The following is a 23,443-nucleotide window of genomic DNA, read 5'->3' as shown; positions in this document are numbered from 1 at the left end:
CTTCTTGCTCACGGTGGACGTCTTGTACCCGTGACAGCGATTCCTCAGGCGCCGATTCCGCTGGCGAGGTGGAGCGATGACATACCTGTCCGGGCTGCTGGGCCTCGTGGCCATCGCGATGATGACGACACTCGTGCTGCTGGCGATCCGCCGCGACCGGGACATGCGCCGCAACGCGCCCGCCCTGGTCGTCGCGGGCCGCGCGCAAGCCGCCGCCGCCCTGGCCGCCCCCGCCGAGAGCGGCCAGACCACACCACCCGCCGTGCACTGATCTCTCGGGGACGCTGATCGTTCGGGGACGCTGATCGTCCGGGGGCGCTGGTTTTCCTGGGGGCTCGCCGCAGCCAATAGGCTGGGGGCGTCGTGAATCTGATCAACCTTGAGAACGTCAGCAAGGCCTACGGGCCGAAGCCGCTGCTCGACGCCGTGTCGCTCGGGCTCGACGAGGGTGACCGCGTCGGCGTCGTCGGGCGCAACGGCGGCGGCAAGAGCACCCTGGTGTCCGTCCTCGCGCGGGAGACCGAGCCCGACGGCGGGCGCGTCACGCACGCGCGCGGCCTGCGGCTCGGGCATCTGACGCAGCGGGACGAGTTCCCCGACGGGGCCACGGTCCGGTCCGTGGTGCTGGGCGACCGCGCCGAGCACGAGTGGGCGGGCGACGTCCGCGTCCGCGACGTCCTCGGCGGTCTGATCGCCGACCTCGACCTGGACGCGCCGCTCGCGGGCATGTCCGGCGGGGAGCGCCGCCGCGTCGCGCTGGCCCGGCTCCTCGTCCCCGAGTCCGATCTGCTGCTGCTGGACGAGCCGACCAACCACCTCGACATCGAGGCGATCGCGTGGCTGGCGCGGCACCTCACGTCCCGCCGGGCCGCGCTGCTCGTCGTCACCCACGACCGCTGGTTCCTGGACGAGGTCACCGACCGGACGTGGGAGGTCGTCGACGGCGCCGTCGAACGCTACGACGGCGGCTACTCCGCCTACGTCCTCGCGAAGGCCGAACGCTCCAGGATCGCGGCCGCGACCGAGTCCAAGCGGCAGAACCTGCTCCGCAAGGAGCTGGCGTGGCTGCGGCGCGGCCCGCAGGCCCGCACGTCCAAGCCGAAGTTCCGGGTGGACGCCGCGCAGGCGCTCATCGCCGACGAGCCCCCGGCGCGCGACTCGGTGGAGCTGACCAAGTTCGCGACCGCGCGGCTCGGCAAGACCGTCCACGACCTGGAGGACGTCACCGTCCGGGTGGGGGAGCCCGGCCGCACCATCTTCGAACGCATGACCTGGCGCCTCGGCCCCGGCGAGCGCGTCGGGCTCGTCGGCGTCAACGGCAGCGGCAAGAGCACCCTGCTGCGCCTGCTGGACGGCTCCGTCACCCCGGTGGCGGGCAGGGTCGTGCGGGGCCAGACCGTCCAGCTCGCGCATCTGACGCAGAACCTGGAGGACCTGGATCCGTCCCGGCGCGTCCTGGAGTCGGTGGAGGAGATCCGCCGCCGCATCACCGTCGGCAAGCGCGATTGGACCGCGAGCCAGCTCCTGGAACGTCTCGGCTTCCCCGGCGACCGGCAGTGGACGCCCATCGGCGACCTGTCCGGCGGGGAGCGGCGCCGCCTCCAGGTGCTCCGGCTCCTGATGGGCGAGCCCAACGTCCTCCTACTGGACGAGCCAACCAACGACCTCGACATCGAGACCCTCACCGAGGTCGAGGACATCCTGGACGGCTGGCCGGGGACGCTCGTCGTGGTCAGCCACGACCGGTACTTCCTGGAGCGTGTCACCGACCACGTCATGGCGCTGCTCGGCGACGGCCGCGTGTCGATGCTGCCTGGCGGCGTCGACGAGTACCTCGAACGCCGCGCCGCCGGGAACGCCCCCGGGCCCGCGCGGGTGAAGCCCGCGACTCCCGCCCCCGGCAAGGCCGCACCGGCGCCCAAACCGAAGTCCGGGCAGGACTGGAAGGCCCGCAAGGAGCTGGACCGGCTCGAACGCCGCCTGGAGAAGCTCGCCGGACAGCAGGCCGACCTGCACGAACAGCTCGCCGCGCACGCCACCGACTACGCCAAGCTCCAGGAACTCGACGGACGGCTGAAGCAGCTCCAGGCCGAGGCCGCCGACGTCGAGGAGGAATGGCTGATGCTCGCCGAGGACCTCGGCTGACGCGAGCCGATGGCCGTCCTCGGTCAAGCCCGTTTAGGTGGCGAGGACCGAGGCGAAGCCACCTGTGCGCGAGTTCGCGCACTCTCGAAGCTGAGGAGACGACGGTGGCCCTGATCTTCTTCGGCAAGGACGATAATTCGAAGGCAGGCGGCAGCCCGGCCGTGTTCGTAGACGATGAGACCAATGAGCTGGTCTTCCAGGGGATCACCGAGACCGATCCCGAGACGCTCGCCATCATCGACAGACACAGCCGGACCATGCCCAATGAGTCGTCCGTGCGGGTGCCCCCGCATCTCGTGGCGAAGATCATGGAGGCGATCGATGTCATCAGGGCTCGTTCCGCCTGACGGCGCCTTCTTCCCGAACCTGTTCGGGAAGACTCAGAGGTCAGCCGTGCATCTGGAGATGCGCGACGGTTACATGGCCGACGAGCAGTTCGATCAATGGCTGGCCGACGGGCGTCCGCCATACGTGGCTCCCGTCGAGGGCGACGAGGTCTGGATGTCCATGGTCGCCGAGGCCGTCGAGCGCGGGATCGAGGTACGACGCGCGCGAATCGTCTCGACCGATCCGGTCAGCCCTTATATGGCGTGGCTACATGCGGTGACCGGCGGCTTCAACATAGCGGCAGGCGAGCAGGTGCGCTGGCTGCCTCGGCGGAGAGCGTCGATGCTCACCCTGCCGGGGAACGACTTCTGGATGTTCGACGAGACGGTCGTGTGGAACCACTTCACCGGCGACGGCGAGTGGCTCGGGGTCGAGACGACCGATGATCCGGCAGCGGTGAATCTCTGCCGGGCTTCGTTCGAGACCGTCTGGGCACTCGCCACCGATCACGGGGAATTTCACCTTTAAGTGGCCGTCCACCCGTCGTCATCGGTCCAAGCGGCTCGCGAGGACGTCGCCGGACGGCTTCGAGACATGCGACTCGATGTCGTGCCCAAGCTGACCGCCCGCGCGCTCGCCTTGGCCTGCGGCTGGCACGAGTCCAAGGTCTCGAAGGTCGAGGCCGGGAAGCAGGGTGTCTCCGACGACGACATCCGGGCCTGGTGCGGAGCATGCGGCACTGAAGCCGAGGCCGACGGTGTGATCCGGCTGAACCGTCGCGCGGACAAGGCCTACGTCGAATGGCGCCGTGCCATGCGAGGCGGCCTGACCAACGTGCAGCACTCCTTCATGCCGTTGTGGTCACGTACGCGCCACTTCAAGGTCTATGAGCCCGGAGTCATCCCAGGCCTGTGTCAGACCGCCTCTTACGGAGAGGCGGTCCTGGGCATGGTGTCCCGCTTCTACCAGGTCACCTCGGACATCGCGGAGGCCGCTGCGGCCCGCGTGGCGAGAACGCGCCTCCTCCAAGAGCACGGCCGCCGGTTCGCATTCCTCGTCGAGGAGACCGCGCTCCGGTCACGATTGGGCGACTCGGAGATGATGGCCGAGCAGCTTGAGCACCTTTTGCCCATTGTCAACCAGCCCAACGTATCCTTCGGCGTCATCCCGATGAACGCCGACCGTCCCATCTATCCCGTCGAAGGATTCTGGATCTACGACGACGTCGAGGCGCTCGTTGAGACGGTGTCCGCGCAGCTCAACCTCGTGGACTTCCACGAGGTGCGGCTCTATGTACGAACCTTCGAGGAACTCGCCGGCATCGCGGCGTTCGGTGCTGAGGCGCGTTCCCTCATCGCCTCCGCGCGTTCTGCCCTGGATTCGTAAGCAAGTTTGAGCAAGTTCCCTGCCGCGCGCCTGCCCGTCGGTGCGACGCCGGAGAACTGGCCGGATCTCATCGGCGGCTCAGTGGAGTCGTGGCGATCCTGGCTGGATCTGGTATGGAACCGCGCTGAGCTCGCGGAGTCGGTCGCTCTCGCGAGCCCGACGCTCGCCGGTCAGGTCCAGCGGATCCTGCGAGGGGAGACCGCAAAGCCGAAGGCCGTCCGGAAGGCAACGCTCTCGATGGTCCGGTACCTGCTACGAGAGTCGGGACGGCCGACGCCGTTCGGCCTGTTCGCCGGGGTGGCAGAGGTCAGGTTCGGCCAGGGCGCGGCGGTGCGGTGGAGCGATCGGCATCGGCTCATCGTCCGCCCGGACGGTGAGTGGCTGGCGAGCGTGATCACTCGCCTGGAGGGGTGCCCGGAGCTTCTCGTCAGGCTCCCCGTCGTGGCCAACAGCCTCAACCAGGTTCGGTTCGACCGGCTGTGCCTACGGCGCGGGCAGGGCCATGTCGAAGTTCCCTATACGGTCGCCGTTCGATCCGCGTTGGAGGCCGCGCGGTCTCCGATCGTGGCGGGTGCGCTGGCAGACGTTCTCGCCGAACAATTCGTCTCAGTGCCGCGCGCGAGTGTCACTTCGATGATCGGCTGTTTAGTGACCGAGGGATTCCTCGTGACGTGCCTCCGGGCACCGTCCGTCATCGTGAATCCGCTCGGTTACCTTCTCGAACGGCTTGAGGCGGTGGGCGCCGACCAAGTGTCGGCGGTGGCGTCCACGCTCTCGGGACTGCACGCGATTCATTCCCAGGTGGCGATGCACAACGAGTTGGACGGGGCGAGCAGTCGCCTCGTGCGCGCGCCGCTCGCTGTTCGGATGCGTGACCAGGCGAAGACGCTTCGGGGTCCGCTGGCGTCGGACCTTCGCCTCGACGCGGATCTGACGCTTCCCGAGTCGGTCGGGCGGGAGATGGAAAAGGCGGCCTCGGTGCTCCTACGGTTGACCGCGCGGCCTGCCGGACACGAGGTCTGGCGCGATTACCTGGCCGCTTTCCTGGACAGGTACGGCGTCGGCACCCTCGTCCCGTTGACTGAGTTGGTCCACCCTGACCTTGGTCTGGGGCTGCCCGCGGGCTATCCCGGTTCGTCGTTCGAGCCGCCCGAGGCCGCTGGGCCGTCTGAGCGGGACCGGAGGCTCCTCGCGCTCCTCCACGAGAGCACCGCCGAGGGTTCCGGTGAGATCGTCCTGTCCGATGGTGCGGTCCGTGACCTCGCACCGGCCGAGGTCACGGCTGTGCGGACGCCGCCCCACGTAGAACTATGCGCACGGGTCCTCGCCAGTTCCCGGACAGCGTTGGACACGGGCGACTTCACCCTCGTGGTCCGACCGGCACGAGCCGCAGGGACGATGACGGGCCGGTTCATCGACGACGCATCGGAGGGGCTGCGTGGGACGATCGCATCCGTGCCCATGGGGGACGCCGACGCCGTTGCCGCCCAACTCTCGTTCCCGCCCGCCTACCCGCACGCGGAGAACATCGCGCGTGTCCCGCTCTTCCTCGACCACGTCATCCTCCTGGGCGAGCACCAAGACCCGTCCACCAGGGGACTGATCGGCATCGGAGACCTCGCCGTCACAGCGGACTGGGGGCGACTGCGTCTGGTGTGGATCTCGCGGCACTGCCCAGTGGAGCCGCAGGTCTTCCACGCGCTCCGGCTGGAGAAGCAGCCACCGCCGCTCGCACGGTTCCTCGCTCATCTTCCGCGCGCCTTCTCCGCGGGATACACGGCCTTCGACTGGGGTCCTGCCGAGGAGTTCCGCGCTCTGCCACGTGTTCGCTACGGCCGCTGTGTACTGTCGCCTGCGCGTTGGCGCGTTTACGCGACCGACCTCGCTCCGGCAGGTGCGGTGTGGACGGAATGGCGCGCGGTCCTCGCGGACTGGGCACGCCGGTACCGACTGCCGGACACGGTCGAACTCCGGGACGCAGACCGGACGCTGAGGCTCGACCTCACCAGGGACGCTCACGCTGCCATCCTCCGCGAGCACCTCGGCAAGACCGGTGACGCTGTCCTCACCGAGGCCGACGCCATCCGCGACTACGGATGGCTGAACGGACACGCCCACGAGATCGCCGTCCCTCTTACTCGGCGTCGCCCATCTGCGCCGTCTCCGCTCGGCGCGCGCCGTCGACCGCTCCTGGACTTCGCCACTCACGGCTCTCTCCCCGCGACGCCATCCGGCGGATGGCTCTTCGCCAAGCTGTTCATCCACCCAGACCTTCAATCCCAGCTCATCGTCAGATGATCTCCCTCGCCTGATCGAAGGCGTTACGGCGGAACGGGACGGCACGCCCCTTTGGTGGTTCATCCGGTACAGGTCCCGGTCGGAGAGCGATCACATCCGGTTGAGGATTCGCACCTCCGACGCCACCGAGTACGGCAGGTGCGTGGGCGCTCTCGGCCTTATGGCGGCGTGGCTGCGGTCCACGGGCGTCCTGCGACACCTCGAACTGGACACCTACTATCCCGAGGCCGGCAGGTACGGGACCGGGACCGTTTTGGCCGCAGCCGAAAAGGTGTTCGCGGTGGACTCACGCGCTGCGATTCTCCAGCTCCAAGTCCCCAAGACCGCCGCGCGCCCCACGGCTCTCGTCGCCGCGAGCTTCGTGGACATCGTGCGAGGCTTCGCCGGCACCGACGGAATGCGGTGGCTGCTGGACCGCGCCCACACGGACGAGCCGGCGCCGGTATCGCGGGAGGACCGTCATCAGGTGTTGGCCCTGACCGCCCCGGACGCGATCCGTGCTCTGCCGGACGGCGGGAACCTCGCGGCGGCGTGGGCTGAGCGCCGAGAGGCGTTGGGCGCCTACCACGCGGCCCTGACCGTTGATCAGGACTCGGACGCCGTCCTCGCCTCGCTCCTCCACATGCATCACATTCGAGTCGTTGGGCTCGACCACGAGAGCGAACGGCGGTGCCGACGCCTGGCCCGCGCCGTCGCGCTCGCTGCCCGGCATCGGGAGGGCGGGTGTCTTTGACATTTCCCCGACCACTAAGAAGGACGATGTTCCCGCCAGCCCAGGCCACCGAGCCTGGCCAATCGCTGGCACGGGGCGCGGCCGGGATCGCGCTCCTGCATGTTGAACGTGTCCACGACCGCATCGGCCATTGGGACACCGTCCACGCCTGGGTCAAGGCCGCCACCCACGACGAGGTGACCGCAGGTGACACCGCCGGACTGTTCTTTGGTGCCCCGGCGATCGCCTACCTCCTCACCGTGGCCGGACAACCCGCCTACGGACCCGTGCTGCGTGATCTGGACGGCCATATCGAGGCGCTCGTCCGCGAACGGCTGGGCCTCGCGCGTGATCGCATCGACCGCGGGTGTCTTCCCGCGTTGAGCGAGTTCGACCTGATCAGCGGTTTGACCGGCTTCGGGGCTTACCTCTTGCTACGCGGGCAAGGCGGCGACCTGCTCGCCGATGTGCTCGGCTACCTGGTCAGGCTGACCGGGCCGTTGAAGATCGGTGATATTGAGGTTCCCGGCTGGTGGTCGGCGAACGGGCTCAGCGACGAAGAGTCGCCTGACTGGCCGGACGGCCACGGCAACTTCGGAATGGCACACGGGATCGGTGGCCCGCTGGCGTTCCTGTCGGCCGCGATGATGAGCGGCGTTAGCGTCTCCGGACAGCCCGAGGCGGTTGCCCGAATCTGCTCGGCCCTCGATCGAGCACAGGCAGGCGGTGACCATTGGCCCGGCGTCGTGTCCCTTACCGATTGGACGTCGGGGGCTCCCACCGGCCGTACCGCCGAACGCCCTTCCTGGTGCTACGGCACGCCTGGCATCGCTCGCGCGCAACAGCTCGCGGGTATCGCCCTCGATGACCAGGGCCGCAAGCGAACCGCTGAGCAGCTACTGTACGAGTGCGTCACCGACGAGCGTCAGCTGGCTCTTCTATCCGACACCTCGATCTGCCACGGCTGGGCAGGGCTGCTCCAGGTCGTCTGGCGAACCGCGAAGGACGCCGACGACAGCCGTCTCGCCGGACAGCTCCCTCGCCTGATCGATGGGATGGATCGTCGGCTGAACGCCGATCCACCCGGCCATTGCGGTCTGCTCGAAGGGGCCGCCGGTGTCGAGCTCGTCCGGCACACGCTGGCCCGCGGCACTTCTCGGCCCCTGCCCTGGGATGCCTGCCTTCTGCTGGACGGCGGACCCAAAGCCGCGCCCCACGTCGTGATGAACCGCCAAGAGAGGGACCGATGAGCACCACGACCGACCACCTGGCCGAGGAACTCCGTGACCGCATGATCGCCGAGGTCCAGGCGAGCGGCTCCCGGACCACTCGCGTCCTCGACGCGATGGCTGCGGTTCGTCGCGAGCCGTTCCTCCCCGACGCCAACCTGGAAGAGGTCTACGACCCGCACAAAGCCGTCGTCATCAAGCGCGACGACGGCGGGGCGATCGGTAGCTGCTCCTCGGTCCCCACTCTCGTCGCCACGATGCTCGACCAGCTTCGCCCCCAGCTCGGTCACAACGTCCTGGAGATCGCTGCCGGAACCGGAATCAACGCCGCGTACCTCCGCGAACTCGTCGGCCCGACCGGCAGCGTCACCACCATTGACCACGACCCCGGCGTCACGGCTCACGCACGCGCCGCACTCCACGCCGCCGGATACCCCGACGTGGAGGTGATCACCCGAGACGGCGCACTCGGCGACCAAGCCCATGGCCCGTACCACGGCATCATCGTCACCGTCGGTGCGCCCGACGTTTACCCGGCCTGGCGCGAACAGCTTCTCCCCAGAGGCCGCCTTCTCGTGCCCCTCCGCTTCCGCGGCACCACGCGCAGCCTCGGCCTCACCCTCGAAGGCGACACCTTCATCTCCGACACCGCCGAACTCTGCGGGTTCATCCCCATGATCGGCCATGACGGAGAACGCACCGCCGCCATTGACCCCGATGGACTCGTCAGCCTCTACTGGGATCCAGACCAGGACATCGACCCCGGCGGGCTCGCTGATGTCCTCGTCCAGCCCAGGACCGAAGCTTGGTCAGGCGAGTTCGTCGGCAACGAGGAGCCCTTCGACGGAGTCTGGCTCCGCCTCGCCGCCACCGAACCCGGAACATGCCGCATCACCGCCGCCCAAGCAGCCTCTGAACTCGGCCTCTGCACTCCCGGCATACTCAGCCGCAGCCCTGCCATCGCAGAAGGCTCCTCACTGGCGTACTTCGCCTTGCGGCGCATGCCTCACCACCCCGACGGACCCCGGTCTGAACTCGGAGCCATCGGCCACGGCCCCAAAGGAGCCCAACTAGCCCACCGATTCCGTGACCAGATCTGTGCCTGGGGTGCGAACCGAACCATTACGCCGACCATAACGATCTATCTCGCAGGAACCCCGGCCGCGAAGATCCCTTCCCGGCTGATCATTGACAAGCCGAACACTCGGATCTCCATCTCCTATTAAGCGAACCGGCCCGCGCAGCCCTCCTAGCGGAGAGCGGCGCGGGCCTCACGTTGTCCTGGGCCTATCCGCAGTGTGTGATCACTCTGCGAGCGACAGCCAGAGGGGATCGGCCCCCGTGACGTAGGACACGCGGCCGGCGTCGCGGAAGACCGAGAACCCCCTGTAGGAGGTGCCGACCGTGACGATCGGGCCGTCCGGCATGGCGAGCCCGTAGCCGATGACCTGCGGGTCCTCCTCGTCCAACTCGTGCATGCCGAACGTCAGCAGGAACAGGCCGGGCCGCCTCACCTCGGGCACGCGCCGGGCGAGGTCCACCGCGTACCGGGGGTTCATGCCTGGGATGCCGACGTGGTAGTCGTCATGGTAAACAGACAGGGCTTCGGATTTATGGACACTGGTCAACGGTGCTCCCTTCCGAGCGGCTGGGGCCGGGACGGTCTGTTGCTGGAACGCGAGGGCCGCCCCGGCCCCTTTCTGTATCTCTTCTTGGCGACTCGCCGTGACGACGCTCGCACGGTTGGTACGATTCCACTCAACCGATGATCGAACAAGTTGTTCGCGAATTTTGGTTGTGCACATATCGGCCAGATAAGACATTTGAGACAGGAATCTTGGACATGCCCCCTGCGAAACGCCAGCGCGTGACTCTTCGCTCCCACTGGCTGGGCCAGCATCTCCGCGAACTGCGCGAGGAGAACGGCTTGTTGCTGAAGGAGGTCGCGGACTACCTCCAACGCGACGTCGGCACGGTCAGCCGATTCGAGACCGGCTTCTACCCGATCCGCCGTCCGGACTTGCTCGCCATGCTCGACCTGTACGGCGTCTCCAAGCGCGAGCACCGTGAGACGCTGCTGTATTTCAGCGCGGACATCTGGCAGAAGGGCTGGTGGGACGGCTACGCCAAGGATGTCGAGGGCACATTCGTGGACTACGCGTGGTTGGAGACGCGCACGTCCTGGATTCGGGTCTACGAGGCGATCGTTGTCCACGGTCTCTTTCAGACGCCCGAATATGCCGAGCGTGTCATCCGCGCCCATGAACCTGGCGCTGACGACAAGCAGGTGAGGCGGTGGTTGGAACTGAGGCTGACCCGTCAGCGCATCATCGGCGCCGAGGACGGCCCGAACCTGTCGATGGTTCTCGATGAAGCAGTGTTGGGTCGCCGGGTAGGCACCCGGGCGACAATGGCCGCCCAGCTTCGTCATCTTGCGGAAGTCGCCGCCCTCCCATCAATCGACGTGCGGGTCCTGCCGCTCGACGCGGGCACGCCTGCTACGCCGGGCGGGGCGTTCGTGCTCTTCGAGATGCCGGACCCGTTCCCGGACGTGGCCTACACCGAGACGCTGTCAGGCGGTGTCTACGTGGAAACGCCGGACCTCGACGCTTACGTCCATGCGTACGATGTCCGTAAAGACCTGGCCCTCGGGCCGGTCGAATCCTTGAACTTGATCAATGCGAAGGCAGAGGATTGGCGATGAGCAGCCCCAAGCCGCGCGACGCTCTCGGGCCCAGTGATCGGGCGCGCGTTGGCTGGCACATCAGTAGTTTCAGCCCCTCCAACGGTGGGTCGTGTGTGGAGGCGGGGCCGTTGGATGACGGCACCGATCGCGTCGCCGTCCGCCACAGCCGCCGCCCCGACGCCGAACTGATCGTCTACACCCGCGCTGAATGGGACGCTTTTCTCCAGGGTGTTCGCGCTGGAGAGTTCGACTTCTTCGCCTGACGGGTCGCGCTTCCAAGCATGGCTCGGTGACTAATCCACTTGGTCGTTGTCCGGCCGTTACACGTCGAAGGGGATCAGGAGGGTGCGGAGGAGGTCGGCGAGGGTTTCGCGCTGGGCGGGGCTGAGGCCGTCCAGGATGACCTGCTCGCGTTCGAGGAGGTCGGCGAAAGCGGCGTCCACCCGGGTCATCCCGGCCTCGGTGAGGCGCACCTGGACGCCGCGCTTGTCCTGCGGGTCGGGATGCCGCTCCACGAGCCCGGCCGCCGCGAGCCGGTCGATGCGGTTCGTCATCGTCCCGGACGTGACCAGCGTCGCCCGCAGCAACCGCCCCGGACTGAGCTGGTACGGGCTTCCGGCACGGCGCAGCGCGGTGAGCACGTCGAACTCCCACGACTCGATGTCGTGGTCGGCGAACACGGCGCGCCGCGCGCGGTCGAGATGCCGGGCGAGGCGGGAGACCCGGCTGAGGACCTGCAACGGCCGCACGTCCAGGTCCGGACGCTCGGACCGCCATGCCTCGACGAGCCCGTCCACCTCATCCCGCATCCCGCCACCCTACCTTCGCCGATCTCCGGCGAGCGCGTCCTGATCGGGACGAATGTGCCGGGGTCCACCGATCGGTGGACGCGAGGTTCAGCCGATCGAGCCTCATGCGGGCAGGGGGCCCGCGACGAGCATTTCCAGCATGACGAACCCCTCAGTGCGCACGCTGACGACGAGCGCGGCCCGGTGGAGCGCCGGGCACCCCTGGCGGTCGATCGCCGGATGGTTCCTGTTCGTGATGATCTGTCTCGGCGCCGGGATCTCCGTCGGCGGGCGGGCCGCCGCCACCGAGGACTTCTGGATCGGCGAGGCGGGCCGGGCCGAGGCGATGGCCACCGAAGGCGGACTCCAGCAGAAGCCCGACGAGCACATCTTGATCACCGCGCGGCCCGGCACGGGCGCGCTGGACGTGCGCGCCGCCGACGCCGCCGCCCGCGACGCCGCGGCCCGGATGAAGCGGCTCCCCGAGGTCGAGTCGGTGTCCGCGCCGATCCGGTCGAAGGACGGGACCGCGGTCCGCGTCGAGATCGCCCTGCGCGGCCCCGAACGCGACGGTAAGAAGCACGTCGACCCGCTGCTCGCGCAGACGGCCGAGGTGCGGGACGCGCATCCCGGCGTCCGGGTGGAGGAGACCGGCGGGGGGTCCATCAGCAAGGGCATCGACGAGCTGCGCGGCGAGGACCTGTCGCGCACCGAGGTCATCGCGCTGCCCATCACGCTGATCACGCTGCTGGTGGTGTTCGGGTCGGTGTCGCTCGCGGTGGTGCCGATCCTGCTGGCCCTGACGTCGATCGTGGCGTCCATCGGCCTGTCGATGCTCGCCTCGCACGTCTTCCCGGACGTCGGCATCGGCGCGAGCATGATCCTGCTGATCGGCATGGCCGTCGGCGTCGACTACACGCTCTTCTACCTCAAGCGGGAACGGGAGGAGCGGGCCAGGTCGGGTGGGCGGCTCTCCCCGCAGGCCGTCGTGGAGTTGGCCGCGGCGACGTCGGGACGCGCCGTCGTGCTGTCGGGGCTCGCGGTCGCCGTCTCCAGCGCCACGCTCTTCCTCGCCGACGACGTCATCTTCTCCTCCATCGCCACCTGCGCGATCGTCGTCACGCTCGTCGCCGTCGCCAGCTCGCTGACCATCCTGCCCGCGCTGCTCGCCAAGCTGGGCCAGCGCGCGGAGCGCCGCGCCGAACGCCGCGCCCGTCGTGGCAAGGCTCCTCGGCGGATGAGGTCGAAGGGGGAGGGCCGGATCACGACGGCGATGCTGCGTCCCGTCGAGCGTCGTCCCGCCGTGACACTCGCCATCGGTCTCCTGGTGATGCTCGCCCTCGCCGCGCCGCTGCTGAGCCTCGACCTGACCGACATGGGACGCGAGACCCATCCGCGCGCCATCCCGGCCATGCGGACCTACGACCGGCTGAACGCGGCGTTTCCCGAGCTGAAGACGACGCATCGGGTCGTCGTCCGCGCCGACCCCGGTCAGGCGGACGAGGTGACCGCCGCCCTGACCGCCCTCGCCGAGCGCGCCAAGGGCGACGAGCACTTCGCGGGCACGTCCGAGCTGAGCACCTCACCGGACGGCCGGATCAGCCTCCTCAAGCTCGCCGTCCCGCACTACGGCAGCACGGACGAGGCGCTGTCGTCCCTCAGGTCGCTCCGCGACGAGTACGTCCCCGAGACCGTCGGGAGGACCGGGGCCGAGGTCGCCGTCACCGGCGACGTCGCCCGCTACACCGACTATCCCGAGCACCAGGAGAACAAGCTCCCCATGATCATCGGGTCGCTGCTGCTGGTGACGTTCGCGATGACGGTGTGGGCGTTCCGCTCGGTCGTGCTCGGCATGGTCGGCGTGCTGTTGAACCTGCTGTCGGCGGGCGCCTCGCTCGGCCTGCTCACCCTCGTCTTCCAGGGGACGTGGGCGGAGGGCGCGCTCGACTTCACCTCCACCGGGTCGATCGCGTCCCGCGTCCCGCTGCTCCTGTTCGTGATCCTGTTCGGCCTGTCCATGGACTACCAGGTCTTCGTGATCAGCCGGATCAGGGAGGCCGTGGAGGCGGGCGCGTCCACGCGGGACGCGGTGCTCGGCGGGATCCGCAGCTCGGCGGGCGTCGTCACCAGCGCCGCTTTCGTGATGGTCACCGTGTTCGCCAGCTTCGTCGCCCTGCACATCATGGAGATGAAGCAGACGGGCTTCGCTCTGGCGGTGGCGGTCCTGCTGGACGCCGTCGTCATCCGCATCGTGATCCTGCCCTCGCTCATGCTGCTCCTCGGCGAGAGGACCTGGTGGCCGTCCAGGCCATAACCTGACCGCATGGCGCAACGGGCACTCCTCCGCTGGTACGCCGCCCTCTGGATGACCTTCGGACTCGTCCCGCAGGCCATCGCCGTGTGGGACCAGCCGAACACGACGAGGTCGACCACCGTGTCCCTGCTGGCCGTGCTCGCGCTCGCCTACCCGATCACCGGCACGTTTCCGGGGAACGCCGCCGTCCGCCGGTACGCGTTCCTCGGCGTGCTCATCGCCGGGATCGGCGCCGTCTCCTACCTGGTGGACGGCGCCGCGTCCCTGCTGGTCCTGTCGCTCCCGCACTTCTGGATCCTCGCGGGAGGCCCGCGTCGCGCGGTCGTCCTGAGCGGCGCCGCCGCCGTGGCCACGGTCGCCGGAAACGCCGTCAAGCAGGGACCGGACGGGCAGATCCCCACCGGCAACGAGATCGCCGCCCTCATCGGCTTCGCGGCCGCCGCCCTGTTCGGGCTGTGGATGCAGAGGGTCGTCGGGCAGCGCGACGAGCACGCCCGCCGCCTCACCGCCGACCTGGAGACCACCCAGCGGCAACTCGCCGAGGCGCAGCGGCGGCAGGGCGCCGCCGAGGAACGGGAACGCCTCGCCCGCGAGATCCACGACACCCTCGCGCAGGGGTTCGCGTCCATCGTCGTCCTGGCGGAGGCGGCCAGGAACGGGATCGCCGCCGACCCGGACCGCAGCGCCCAGCAGCTCGGCTCGATCGAGCGGACCGCCCGCGAGAACCTCGCCGAGGCCCGTGTCCTGGTCGCCTCGGGCGCCGGGGGTCCCGCCGTTCCGGGCGGGGGCGAGCACGCCTCCGTCGCCGGGGCGCTGCGCCGCACCGTCGACCGGTTCGCCGAGGACACCGGCCTCACCGTCACCGCCGACCTGCCCGACGTCGACTGCGACCAGACGACCCGGATCGCGCTCCTGCGCTGCACACAGGAGTCGCTGGCCAACGTCCGCAAGCACGCCGCCGCGACCACGGTCGGCGTCGTCCTCGAACACCACCCGCACGGCGTCGAACTGGAGATCACCGACGACGGGCGCGGCTTCACGGTCGGCGAGGCCACCGGATTCGGCCTGGACGGCATGCGCCGCCGCCTCGCCGAACTGGGCGGCGAACTCACCGTCACCAGCTCACCCGGCGACGGCACCCGCGTCCTCGCCCTGATCCCCACCGAAGGCGTGACATGACCGACGGCAGACTCCGGATCATCATCGTGGACGACCACACGGTCATGCGCGCGGGCGTCGTCGCGCTGCTCGCCGCCGAACCCACCATCGAGATCGTCGGCGAGGCCGGGAACGGGCGCGAGGCCGTCGAGCTCGTCGACCGCCTGCACCCGGACGTCGCGCTCCTCGACCTGCGCATGCCCGTCCTGGACGGCGTCGCCGCCACCGCCGAGATCACCCGCCGGGGCGGCACCCGCGTGCTCGTCCTCACCACCTACGACACCGACGCCGACATCGAGCACGCCATCGAGGCCGGCGCGATCGGGTACCTGCTCAAGGACACGACCCGCGACCAGCTCGTCGACGCCGTCCACTCCGCCGCACGGGGCGAGACCGTCCTCGCGCCCCGCGTCGCCGAGCGGCTCGTCTCGCGGATGCGGCGGCCCGCCCCGGTGGCGTTGACCGCGCGGGAGATCGACGTCCTCAACGCCGTCGCCGACGGCCTGTCCAACGCCGACATCGGGCGCCGTCTCGTCATCGCCGAGGCGACCGTGAAGACGCACCTTCTGCGGATCTTCGCGAAGCTCGACGTCAGTGACCGCACCCACGCCGTCATGGTCGCCCTCGATCTGGGGCTCATCTCCCGTCCGGCGCCCTGACCGCTCGTTCAGGCGCCGGTGGCGCCGACCTTCGACGCGATCAGCCGCGCCGCGTCCGGTCCCTGGCGAACGCCCTCCCGGTAGGCGGGCGTCCAGCCCGTGACGTCGGTGACGGTGCCGCCGAACACCTCAAGCGTCCGTTCGTCGGGGCCGATGCGGACGTCCGCCCGCGCGCCCGCGTCCCGCATGGCCGTCATGGGCTCGACCAGGACGACCGTGCCCGCGCGCGCCGCGAGGTGCGCGTTGGACCCGCCGCCGAAGGCGCCGTCGATGTAGCGGCGTCCGTCGACGGTGACGGGCTCGGCGAACCCGGGGGCGGCGCTGCTGGCGGCGACCGCCGCCGTCAGGGGGACGCCGCCGTCCCACACGACCGGGGCGCCCGACTCGACGTCCACGGCGGTGACGAGGAGCCGCCGCTCCGGCCAGGCGTCCGTGCCGACGAGGAACTCCATTCCGGCTCGATGGCGTTCCTCGGGGAGTGCCTCGGCCTCCAGGGCGATCTGCCCGATCTGGCGCCTGACCTCGTCCGGTGCCAGGCCCGGAGTGCGGGTCAGCTCCAGGACCCGGGCCATCACCGCCTCGCCGGAGGGCGGACGGTACCCGTCGCGGGGCGGCAGTTCGGCGACGGCGTCGAGGTCGCGTCCCGTCGCGATCATCGCACCGGCGATCGCGCCCGCCGAGGTCCCGACGATCAGGTCGGCGGTGGCCGGATCGACGCCCGCCCGACGCATTCCGGCGGCGAGGCCCGCGAGCCAGGCCGTCCCGACCGGGCCGCCGGGGCCGAGCACCAGCGCCCATCCGTCTAATTTGGTGGCAGATGTCATAGCGGCGAGCCTAGGGACCGGGGGGATCGGGCTCGTTCGCCGGGCGGGCGGGTAGCACTCTTGACATCAAGATATGTGGATGAGCACGCTGTATCTTGATATCGAGACAACTGAGGCGCGAGAGGTGAACATGGGAAGGACAGACACGGTCTGGGATCCCGCCCAGTACGAGGCGTTCGGCGGGGAACGCGCGCGGCCCTTCGGGGAGCTGGTCGGACGCCTCGGTGACGCCCGGCCCGCCAGCGTCGTCGATCTCGGCTGCGGGACGGGGGAGTTGACCGCGACCCTCGCCGCCCGCTGGCCGGACGCCGTCATCGACGGGCTGGACGGCTCGGCCGACATGATCGCCGAGGCGCGGCGGCGGGAGATCCCGGGGCGGCTGACCTTCCGCGTCGGCGACGTCGCCGCCTGGGAGCCGGAGCGGCCCGTCGACCTCATCGTCAGCAACGCCGTCCTGCACTGGCTGCCCGAGCATCCCGCGCTGCTGTCCCGGTGGGTGGACGCGCTCGCCCCCGGCGGCCGGATCGCCTTCCAGGTGCCCGGCAACTTCGGCGCGCCCAGCCATGTGCTGCTCCGCGAACTGGCCCGGTCGGACCGGTGGCGCGACAAGCTCGGCGCGTTCCAGCGGGACGAGCCCGTCCTCGACCCGCCGGGCTACCTCGACCTCCTGACCCGGCGCGGCTGCGCGGTCGACGCCTGGGAGACGACGTACGCGCAGGTCCTGCACGGTGAGGATCCCGTGCTGGAGTGGGTGAAGGGGAGCACGCTGCGTCCCGTCCTGTCCGCGCTGGACCCGGCCGAGACCGCCGAGTTCCTCGCCGCCTACCGGGACCGGCTCAGTCGGGCCTACCCCGCCGCGCCCTACGGCACCGTGTTCCCCTTCCGCCGGATCTTCGTGATCGCCGCCCGCGCCGACTCCTGACCCCAGATTCTTGACACCAAGATAGGGGTCGAGCATCATATGTCTTGATGTCGAGATAAGTCGAGGCATCCGCACGCGAGATGCCGCCCGACCATGCCGAGGACGCGAATCGTTCCCCTGCGGTGTGTCGGCTCGGAAGGGCGGGCGGCGTCCGAGAATCCCGGTTTCGTGACCCGTGACCGGCGACCCCTGGCCGGTGGCCGGGCCCCGACGAACTCCGGGCCGCCACCGGCCGCTCGACGAGGAGCCGCGAATGATCATCGGTGTCCATCACGTCCTGCTCGCCGCCCCGCCCGGCAGCGAGGACGCGCTCCGCGCCTTCTACGGCGGCGTCCTCGGCCTTGAGGAGATCCCCAAGCCGCCCGAACTCGCCAAACGGGGCGGGGCCTGGTTCCGCGGCCGGAGCGGCGGGCGCCGCGGCGGTGAGTTCCATCACGTCGAACTGCATCTGGGCATCGAGGACGACTTCCGTCCCGCGCGCAAAGCCCATCCGGCGCTGATCGTCCACGACATCGACCAGCTCGCCGAACGGCTCCGCGCGGCGGGACACGACGTCACACCGGACGGACTGTTCCCCGGATACCGGCGCGTCTACGCCGACGATCCCGTCGGGAACCGCCTCGAATTCCTCCAGCCGTCACACTGAATTTTCCAGCCTTCACGCTGACGGATCGGTCGTCTCCCCGTCGCGGCGGCCCCTGCGCTGGGCCTTCTCCGCTCTGGCCGCGGCCTTCTCCTCCGCTTTCTCCGCCTTCGCCGCCGCCTTTTCCGCACGCTTCTCCATGCGTTCAAGCTCCTTGCGGCGGCGGCGCGGATCGAGCGACGGCTTGGGCTCCAGGCCCGACAGACCGTTCCACGCGAGGTTCACCACATGCGCGGCCACGTCCTCGCGGCGCGGCTTGCGATCGTCCAGCCACCACTGGCCCGTCAGCGCCACCATTCCGACCAGGCTCTGGGCGTAAAGCGGCGCGAATTTCGCGTCATAACCGTGCCGGTCGAATTCCTGCGCGAGGATGTACTCCACCTCACCGGCGATCTCGCTCAGCAGGCTCGCGTAACTGCCAGTGCCCGTTCCGCCGTGCGAATCCCGGACCAGAATCCGGAAACCGTCCGGGTTCTCCTCGATGTACTCCAGCAGCGCCAGCGCCGCCTTCTCCAGCTTCGTCCGGTAATGGACGGCCGAGTTCAGCGCCTCGGTGACCAGGCCCAGGAGCCGCTCGAACTCCCGGTCGACCACGACGGCGTACAGGCCCTCCTTGCCGCCGAAATGCTCGTACACCACGGGCTTCGAGACGCCCGCCGCGGACGCGATCTCCTCCACCGACGTGCCGTCCAGGCCGCGCGCGGCGAACAGCGTCCGACCGATGTTGAGGAGCTGTTCGCGTCGTTCCTTGCCGGTCATCCGCTTTCTGCGGGTCCTGGGAGCGGGTTCTGTCACGTCACCAATTGTGGCGGTCAAACCGCACGCTTGGTGCGCTTCGCCGCCAGCCGGTCACCGTCGGGCCACCGGACGTCGTACGCCAGACCCGTCTTCTCCAGCAACCAGATGATCCGCGCGCTGATGTCGATCTGCCCCTTCAGGACGCCGTGCCGCGCGCATGTCGGGTCCGAATGGTGCAGGTTGTGCCACGACTCGCCCAGCGACGGGATCGCCAGCCACCACACGTTGCGGGACTTGTCCCGGACCTCGAAGTCCTCCTTGCCGAACGTGTGACAGATCGAGTTGATCGACCACGTGACATGTTGGACGAGCGTGATCCGCACGAACCCCGCCCAGAACAGCGCCGTCAGGAACCCGGCCCACGACATCGACACCATGCCCCCGATGAACGCGGGCAGCAGGAACGACACCGCGACCAGGACCGGGAACGAGAGATGGATGCGCCTGATGTCCGAATCGTTCAGCAGGTCTTTGGCGAACCGCTGCTTGGACGTGCGGGGGCCGTCGAACAGCCACCCGTAGTGCGCCCAGACCAGCCCCTTCGCCAGCGCCTTCCAGTCGTTGCCGAAGCGCCACGGCGAGTGCGGGTCCATCTCCTTGTCCGAGTGCTTGTGATGCCGCCGGTGGTCGGCGACCCACGAGATGACGGGCCCCTCGATGGCGAGGCTCCCCGCCAGCGCCAGGAAGACCTTCAGCGGACGTTTGGCCCGGAACGAGCCGTGGGTGAAGTGCCGGTGGTAGCCGACGGTGACGCCGCCCGCCGTGAGCACGTAGAACACCGCCATGAGCACGATGTCCGTCCAGCCGAGGAACCTGCCCCAGGCCAGCGGGATCGCCGCGAACAGGGCCAGGAACGGCACGACGGTGAACACCGCGACGAGCGCGCGTTCGGCGTTGCCCTGGGGTTCGGGTTCGATCTCCGGGCGCCTCTGGGGCCGAGGCGGGTCCATGGCTGGGGCCGTCATCCGTCACCACTCTCCCTGCGTATGGGCAGCCTTACCTACGCCAACGTAACCTACGGAACCGTAAGTTTGACAGAGGCAATCGGTAAATTCGGCGCGAAACTGCATCATGCGCCACATAACCCTCTTATGACCAGGTGGGCCCCCGGTCCCCGCGGGAGGACGGCGAGATGAGCCTCTCCCTGGACGAACGCGCCGCGCTCGCCAGGGGTTCACTCACCGGCCTCTCCGTCGGCGACCCCTTCCGGGACCAGTTCTTTCTTCTCGACAATAGGCACGTCTCGGCGGAGACCGGCGTCCCACCCGTGCCCTGGGCCTGGTCGAACGACACGGAGATGGCTTGCTCCGTAGCGGACGTCCTAAACCAATCCGGACAAATCAACCAGGATCTGCTGGCGGCGTCGTTCGCGCGCCGCATCGACGTCGCCAACGGGTACGGTGCGGGCGCGTTCGACCTGCTGACCCGTGTCCAGGATGGCGCGCACTGGCTCGCGGCATGCGAGCCCCTTCCCGTATGGCTGGCCCCGTCGGCCGACCCGCCGCCGGGTCTCCGCGCGTAATCGGGTGGGCCGCCCGTCTCGGGACTCGGTATCGTTGGGCTCGGTCGGCCCTCGGCTCTGCCCGATCCGTCCGCTTTGATCCGGCGTGGTGTAATTGGCAGCACCTGGGTTTTTGGTACCCATAGTTCAGGTTCGAGTCCTGGCGCCGGAGCTGCCCGAAATTCTCCCGGGCGGTCGCGTGGGCGGCCACCGGGCGGGTGGCCGGGGTGACAGGTCGGACGTGGGCGGTATCCTGCCCGTGTCGGGTGCGGCCGATCGCGATCGTCGCAGGTGGACGCACTCGTCAACGATCCCGTCCGCGATGCCGAGGAGCCTCTTCGTGAGTGCTGCGAGCCGCCCGGCCGCCGTCATCGTTCTCGCCGCGGGCGAGGGCACCCGGATGAAGTCCCGCACCTCGAAGGTGCTGCACGAGCTGTGCGGGCGAAGCATGCTCGGCCATGTGCTGGCCGCCGCGCGCGAACTGCGACCCGAGCGGCTCGTCGTGGTCGTCGGGCATCGCCGCGAACAGGTCGTCGAGTATCTGGCCCGGGAGGCGCCGGACGCCGAGGCCGTCGTCCAGGAACAGCAGAACGGCACGGGCCACGCCGTCCGGGTGGCGCTGGAGCAGACCGGCGTGCTTGACGGCACCATCGTCGTCACGAACGGCGACCACCCGCTGCTGCGCGGCGAGACGCTCGGGGCGCTCGTCCGGACGCATGAGGACGCGGGGAACGCGGCCACCGTCCTGACGACAGAGATGCCCGACGCGACCGGATACGGACGCATGATCCGCGCGGCGGACGGCGCCGTCGAGGCGATCGTCGAGCACAAGGACGCGACGGCGGAGCAGCGGGCCGTCAACGAGATCAACGTCGGCATGTACGCCTTCGACGGCGCGCTGCTGGCCGACGCGCTCAAGCGCGTGACGACCGACAACGCGGGCTGCGAGGAGTACCTCACCGACGTCGTGGCGATCGTCCGCGGGGACGGCCACCGCGCTGGCGCGCACCTGGTCGCCGACTGGGTCGAGACGCAGGGCGTGAACGACAGGGTCCAGCTCGCGCGGGCGAGCAGGCAGCTCAACGACCGGATCCTGGAGGCCCACATGCGGGCCGGGGTCACGATCGTCGACCCGGCGACGACCTGGATCGACGTGCACGTGACCGCCGACCGCGACGCCGAGATCCGCCCCGGAACCCAGCTGCACGGCCGGACGCACCTGGGTGAGGGCGCCCAGGTCGGCCCGAACTGCACGCTCACCGACACCCGCGTCGGCGCGGGCGCCTCAGTGGCCAACGCCGTGTGCGTCGAGGCCGAGATCGGCCCGGAGGCGTCGGTCGGCCCCTACGCGTACCTGCGGCCGGGCACGCGCCTCGGGCCCAAGGGCAAGGTCGGCACCTACGTCGAGACGAAGAACGCCGACATCGGCGAGGGCACCAAGGTGCCGCATCTGACCTACGTCGGCGACGCGGAGATCGGCGAGTACTCCAACATCGGCGCGAGCTCGGTGTTCGTGAACTACGACGGTGTGCGCAAGCACCGCAGCGTCATCGGGTCGTACGTGAAGACGGGCAGCGACAACATGTTCGTCGCCCCCGTGACGGTGGGCGACGGCGCCTACACGGCGGCGGGCTCGGTGATCGTCCAGGACGTCCCGCCCGGGGCCATGGCGGTCGCGCGGGCGCGGCAGCGCAACGTCGAGGGCTGGGTCGAGCGGCGGCGTCCGGGCACGCCCGCCGCCGACGCCGCCCGCCGGGCCCAGGAGGCGCAGGAGCCACCCGAGACCCGGCAGGAGGACGCCCCGTAGCGGCGCGTCCGGTGAGGACTGCCCCGTCCCATGGCGGGGAGGTGGAGGACAGCGGCGTCCTCCGGGACCAAGGAGGCAACCCGTGTCACGAACACTTGTGGCGTGCGGGAAGTGGGGACAACAACCCACGTGAAGGGAAACAGTTCCATTGAGGGGGAGTTGTCAGAGGTGAGTGGGATTAAGCGGAGCGGCCAGAAGAAGCTGATGCTCTTCACCGGCCGAGCCCACCCTGACCTGGCCAGGGAAGTAGCGGACAACCTTCACGTCGACCTCACGCCGACATCCGCGTACGACTTCGCGAACGGCGAGACGTTCGTGCGGTTCCTGGAGTCGGTGCGCGGCTCGGACGCGTTCGTGATCCAGAGCCACACCGCCCCCATCAACCAGTGGATCATGGAACAGATGATCATGGTGGACGCGCTGAAGCGGGCGTCCGCCAAACGGATCACGGTGGTGGCGCCGTTCTTCGGCTACGCGCGGCAGGACAAGAAGCACCGCGGCCGCGAGCCGATCTCCGCCCGCCTGATGGCCGACCTGTTCAAGACGGCGGGCGCCGACCGGCTGATCACCGTCGACCTGCACACCGCGCAGATCCAGGGCTTCTTCGACGGCCCGGTCGACCACCTGTTCGCGCTGGACCTCCTCGCCCACCACTTCGAGAGCCGCCTGGACACCTCGCAGGTGACCGTGGTGGCACCGGACGCGGGCCGCGTGCGGGTGACCGAGCGCTGGTCGGACCGCCTCGGCGGCGTCCCGATGGCGATCATCCACAAGAAGCGCGACCCGGACGTGGCGAACGAGGTCAAGGTCTTCGACGTCGTCGGCGAGGTCAAGGGCCGCACCTGCGTCGTCGTGGACGACATGATCGACACCGGCGGCACGATCGTGAAGGCCGCCGACGCCCTGTTCGACCACGGCGCCACCCGCGTCGTGGTGGCCGCCACGCACGGCGTCCTGTCCGGCCCGGCCGTCGACCGCCTGAAGAACTCCCGCATCTCCGAGGTCGTGCTGACGAACACCCTCCCCATCCCCGAGGAAAAGCAGTTCGACAAGCTGACGATCCTCCCCATCGCCCCCCTCCTGGCCCGCGCCATCAACGAGGTCTTCTCCGACGGCTCCGTCACCAGCCTCTTCGGAGGCCAGTCGTAGCTGTGTTTATTGCAGTGCACTCCTTCTTCGGGCGTTGAACGCCCTCCATCGTCGTGAACTGCGCGCGATCGCTGCATCGCTCTCGACTCGCCTAGCG

General features: G+C 69.4%; 24 protein-coding genes and 1 tRNA gene. 20 read left to right on the top strand and 5 right to left on the bottom strand.

Annotated elements, in window-relative coordinates:
- Nucleotides 1-76: 76 nt before the first annotated feature.
- From ABD808_RS02935 to fxlM, 9 genes are all read left to right on the top strand, one after another.
- Complete coding sequence (locus ABD808_RS02935) at nucleotides 77-271, top strand: hypothetical protein (RefSeq protein WP_344889166.1); 195 nt, start codon at nucleotides 77-79, stop codon at nucleotides 269-271.
- 92 nt (nucleotides 272-363) lie between these two features.
- Nucleotides 364-2,145: an ABC-F family ATP-binding cassette domain-containing protein gene (locus tag ABD808_RS02930; protein WP_344889163.1), complete on the top strand. Its 1,782-nt coding sequence runs from the start codon at nucleotides 364-366 to the stop codon at nucleotides 2,143-2,145.
- Between the two features lie 104 nt (nucleotides 2,146-2,249).
- A complete protein-coding gene (locus ABD808_RS02925; protein WP_344889160.1) occupies nucleotides 2,250-2,492 on the top strand; it encodes a hypothetical protein in 243 nt (80 codons plus the stop codon).
- A complete protein-coding gene (locus ABD808_RS02920; RefSeq protein WP_425548876.1) occupies nucleotides 2,467-3,000 on the top strand; it encodes a DUF6879 family protein in 534 nt (177 codons plus the stop codon). The genes ABD808_RS02925 and ABD808_RS02920 overlap by 26 nt, the downstream gene beginning before the upstream one ends.
- Nucleotides 3,001-3,858, top strand: a complete 858-nt coding sequence (locus tag ABD808_RS02915) for a helix-turn-helix domain-containing protein (protein WP_344889154.1) — start codon at nucleotides 3,001-3,003, stop codon at nucleotides 3,856-3,858.
- Nucleotides 3,859-3,864: 6 nt separating this feature from the next.
- Nucleotides 3,865-6,156 carry a lantibiotic dehydratase family protein gene (locus tag ABD808_RS02910; RefSeq protein WP_344889151.1) on the top strand — a complete coding sequence of 764 codons (2,292 nt, stop codon included), beginning with the start codon at nucleotides 3,865-3,867 and terminating at the stop codon, nucleotides 6,154-6,156.
- A 10-nt stretch (nucleotides 6,157-6,166) separates the two neighbouring features.
- Nucleotides 6,167-6,889 (top strand): thiopeptide-type bacteriocin biosynthesis protein, encoded by a 723-nt coding sequence (locus tag ABD808_RS02905; RefSeq protein WP_344889575.1) that lies wholly within the window; start codon nucleotides 6,167-6,169, stop codon nucleotides 6,887-6,889.
- A gap of 26 nt (nucleotides 6,890-6,915) precedes the next feature.
- A complete protein-coding gene (locus tag ABD808_RS02900) occupies nucleotides 6,916-8,118 on the top strand; it encodes a lanthionine synthetase C family protein (protein WP_344889148.1) in 1,203 nt (400 codons plus the stop codon).
- On the top strand, nucleotides 8,115-9,323 hold the full coding sequence (gene fxlM / locus ABD808_RS02895) for a methyltransferase, FxLD system (protein WP_344889145.1): 1,209 nt from the start codon (nucleotides 8,115-8,117) through the stop codon (nucleotides 9,321-9,323). Before ABD808_RS02900 ends, fxlM begins: the two co-directional genes overlap by 4 nt.
- Before the next feature lie 78 nt (nucleotides 9,324-9,401).
- Here fxlM and ABD808_RS02890 read toward each other — a convergent pair whose 3' ends face one another.
- Nucleotides 9,402-9,725, bottom strand: coding sequence for a hypothetical protein (locus tag ABD808_RS02890; protein ID WP_344889142.1), 324 nt, complete (start codon nucleotides 9,723-9,725; stop codon nucleotides 9,402-9,404).
- 215 nt (nucleotides 9,726-9,940) lie between these two features.
- Between ABD808_RS02890 and ABD808_RS02885 the strand changes: the two genes are divergently transcribed.
- Both ABD808_RS02885 and ABD808_RS02880 read left to right on the top strand, forming a co-directional pair.
- On the top strand, nucleotides 9,941-10,801 hold the full coding sequence (locus tag ABD808_RS02885) for a helix-turn-helix domain-containing protein (protein ID WP_344889139.1): 861 nt from the start codon (nucleotides 9,941-9,943) through the stop codon (nucleotides 10,799-10,801).
- Nucleotides 10,798-11,046, top strand: coding sequence for a DUF397 domain-containing protein (locus ABD808_RS02880; protein ID WP_344889136.1), 249 nt, complete (start codon nucleotides 10,798-10,800; stop codon nucleotides 11,044-11,046). The genes ABD808_RS02885 and ABD808_RS02880 overlap by 4 nt, the downstream gene beginning before the upstream one ends.
- 57 nt (nucleotides 11,047-11,103) lie before the next feature.
- Here the strand turns inward: ABD808_RS02880 and ABD808_RS02875 are convergent, their stop codons facing one another.
- Nucleotides 11,104-11,592 (bottom strand): MarR family winged helix-turn-helix transcriptional regulator, encoded by a 489-nt coding sequence (locus ABD808_RS02875; RefSeq protein ID WP_344889133.1) that lies wholly within the window; start codon nucleotides 11,590-11,592, stop codon nucleotides 11,104-11,106.
- Between the two features lie 139 nt (nucleotides 11,593-11,731).
- Here ABD808_RS02875 and ABD808_RS02870 point away from each other — a divergent pair, with 139 nt between their 5' ends.
- Genes ABD808_RS02870 through ABD808_RS02860 form a run of 3 tightly spaced genes read left to right on the top strand, consistent with a single transcriptional unit; the run spans nucleotide 11,732 to nucleotide 15,702 of the window.
- Nucleotides 11,732-13,885 (top strand): MMPL family transporter, encoded by a 2,154-nt coding sequence (locus ABD808_RS02870; RefSeq protein ID WP_344889130.1) that lies wholly within the window; start codon nucleotides 11,732-11,734, stop codon nucleotides 13,883-13,885.
- A 9-nt stretch (nucleotides 13,886-13,894) separates the two neighbouring features.
- The gene (locus ABD808_RS02865; RefSeq protein ID WP_344889127.1) at nucleotides 13,895-15,064 is read left to right on the top strand and encodes a sensor histidine kinase; all 1,170 of its coding nucleotides are present in this window, start codon (nucleotides 13,895-13,897) and stop codon (nucleotides 15,062-15,064) included.
- Nucleotides 15,061-15,702 carry a response regulator gene (locus tag ABD808_RS02860; RefSeq protein WP_344889124.1) on the top strand — a complete coding sequence of 214 codons (642 nt, stop codon included), beginning with the start codon at nucleotides 15,061-15,063 and terminating at the stop codon, nucleotides 15,700-15,702. The genes ABD808_RS02865 and ABD808_RS02860 overlap by 4 nt, the downstream gene beginning before the upstream one ends.
- Before the next feature lie 8 nt (nucleotides 15,703-15,710).
- On the opposite strand, the gene ABD808_RS02855 is transcribed toward ABD808_RS02860, so the two are convergent.
- A complete protein-coding gene (locus ABD808_RS02855; RefSeq protein ID WP_344889120.1) occupies nucleotides 15,711-16,526 on the bottom strand; it encodes a patatin-like phospholipase family protein in 816 nt (271 codons plus the stop codon).
- A gap of 130 nt (nucleotides 16,527-16,656) precedes the next feature.
- Here ABD808_RS02855 and ABD808_RS02850 point away from each other — a divergent pair, with 130 nt between their 5' ends.
- Nucleotides 16,657-17,448, top strand: a complete 792-nt coding sequence (locus tag ABD808_RS02850) for a trans-aconitate 2-methyltransferase (RefSeq protein WP_344889117.1) — start codon at nucleotides 16,657-16,659, stop codon at nucleotides 17,446-17,448.
- A 253-nt stretch (nucleotides 17,449-17,701) separates the two neighbouring features.
- Nucleotides 17,702-18,094, top strand: coding sequence for a VOC family protein (locus ABD808_RS02845; RefSeq protein ID WP_344889114.1), 393 nt, complete (start codon nucleotides 17,702-17,704; stop codon nucleotides 18,092-18,094).
- A gap of 12 nt (nucleotides 18,095-18,106) precedes the next feature.
- On the opposite strand, the gene ABD808_RS02840 is transcribed toward ABD808_RS02845, so the two are convergent.
- The gene (locus ABD808_RS02840; RefSeq protein WP_344889111.1) at nucleotides 18,107-18,886 is read right to left on the bottom strand and encodes a TetR/AcrR family transcriptional regulator; all 780 of its coding nucleotides are present in this window, start codon (nucleotides 18,884-18,886) and stop codon (nucleotides 18,107-18,109) included.
- Nucleotides 18,887-18,903: 17 nt separating this feature from the next.
- Nucleotides 18,904-19,854 carry an acyl-CoA desaturase gene (locus tag ABD808_RS02835; protein ID WP_344889108.1) on the bottom strand — a complete coding sequence of 317 codons (951 nt, stop codon included), beginning with the start codon at nucleotides 19,852-19,854 and terminating at the stop codon, nucleotides 18,904-18,906.
- Between the two features lie 167 nt (nucleotides 19,855-20,021).
- Here ABD808_RS02835 and ABD808_RS02830 point away from each other — a divergent pair, with 167 nt between their 5' ends.
- The 4 genes from ABD808_RS02830 to ABD808_RS02815 all read left to right on the top strand — a co-directional run bounded on the left by ABD808_RS02830 (nucleotide 20,022) and on the right by ABD808_RS02815 (nucleotide 23,346).
- Nucleotides 20,022-20,411: an ADP-ribosylglycohydrolase family protein gene (locus ABD808_RS02830; RefSeq protein ID WP_344889105.1), complete on the top strand. Its 390-nt coding sequence runs from the start codon at nucleotides 20,022-20,024 to the stop codon at nucleotides 20,409-20,411.
- A 79-nt stretch (nucleotides 20,412-20,490) separates the two neighbouring features.
- A tRNA-Gln gene (locus ABD808_RS02825) sits at nucleotides 20,491-20,562 on the top strand.
- 168 nt (nucleotides 20,563-20,730) lie between these two features.
- Nucleotides 20,731-22,197, top strand: a complete 1,467-nt coding sequence (glmU, locus tag ABD808_RS02820; protein WP_344889102.1) for a bifunctional UDP-N-acetylglucosamine diphosphorylase/glucosamine-1-phosphate N-acetyltransferase GlmU — start codon at nucleotides 20,731-20,733, stop codon at nucleotides 22,195-22,197.
- A 168-nt stretch (nucleotides 22,198-22,365) separates the two neighbouring features.
- The gene (locus tag ABD808_RS02815) at nucleotides 22,366-23,346 is read left to right on the top strand and encodes a ribose-phosphate diphosphokinase (RefSeq protein ID WP_344889099.1); all 981 of its coding nucleotides are present in this window, start codon (nucleotides 22,366-22,368) and stop codon (nucleotides 23,344-23,346) included.
- Nucleotides 23,347-23,443: the final 97 nt, after the last annotated feature.

This window comes from Actinomadura meridiana (assembly GCF_039537545.1).
Lineage (GTDB): Bacteria > Actinomycetota > Actinomycetes > Streptosporangiales > Streptosporangiaceae > Spirillospora > Spirillospora meridiana.
The sequence above is the reverse complement of the archived record's forward strand: the minus strand, read 5'-3'. Positions and strand labels throughout refer to the sequence as shown.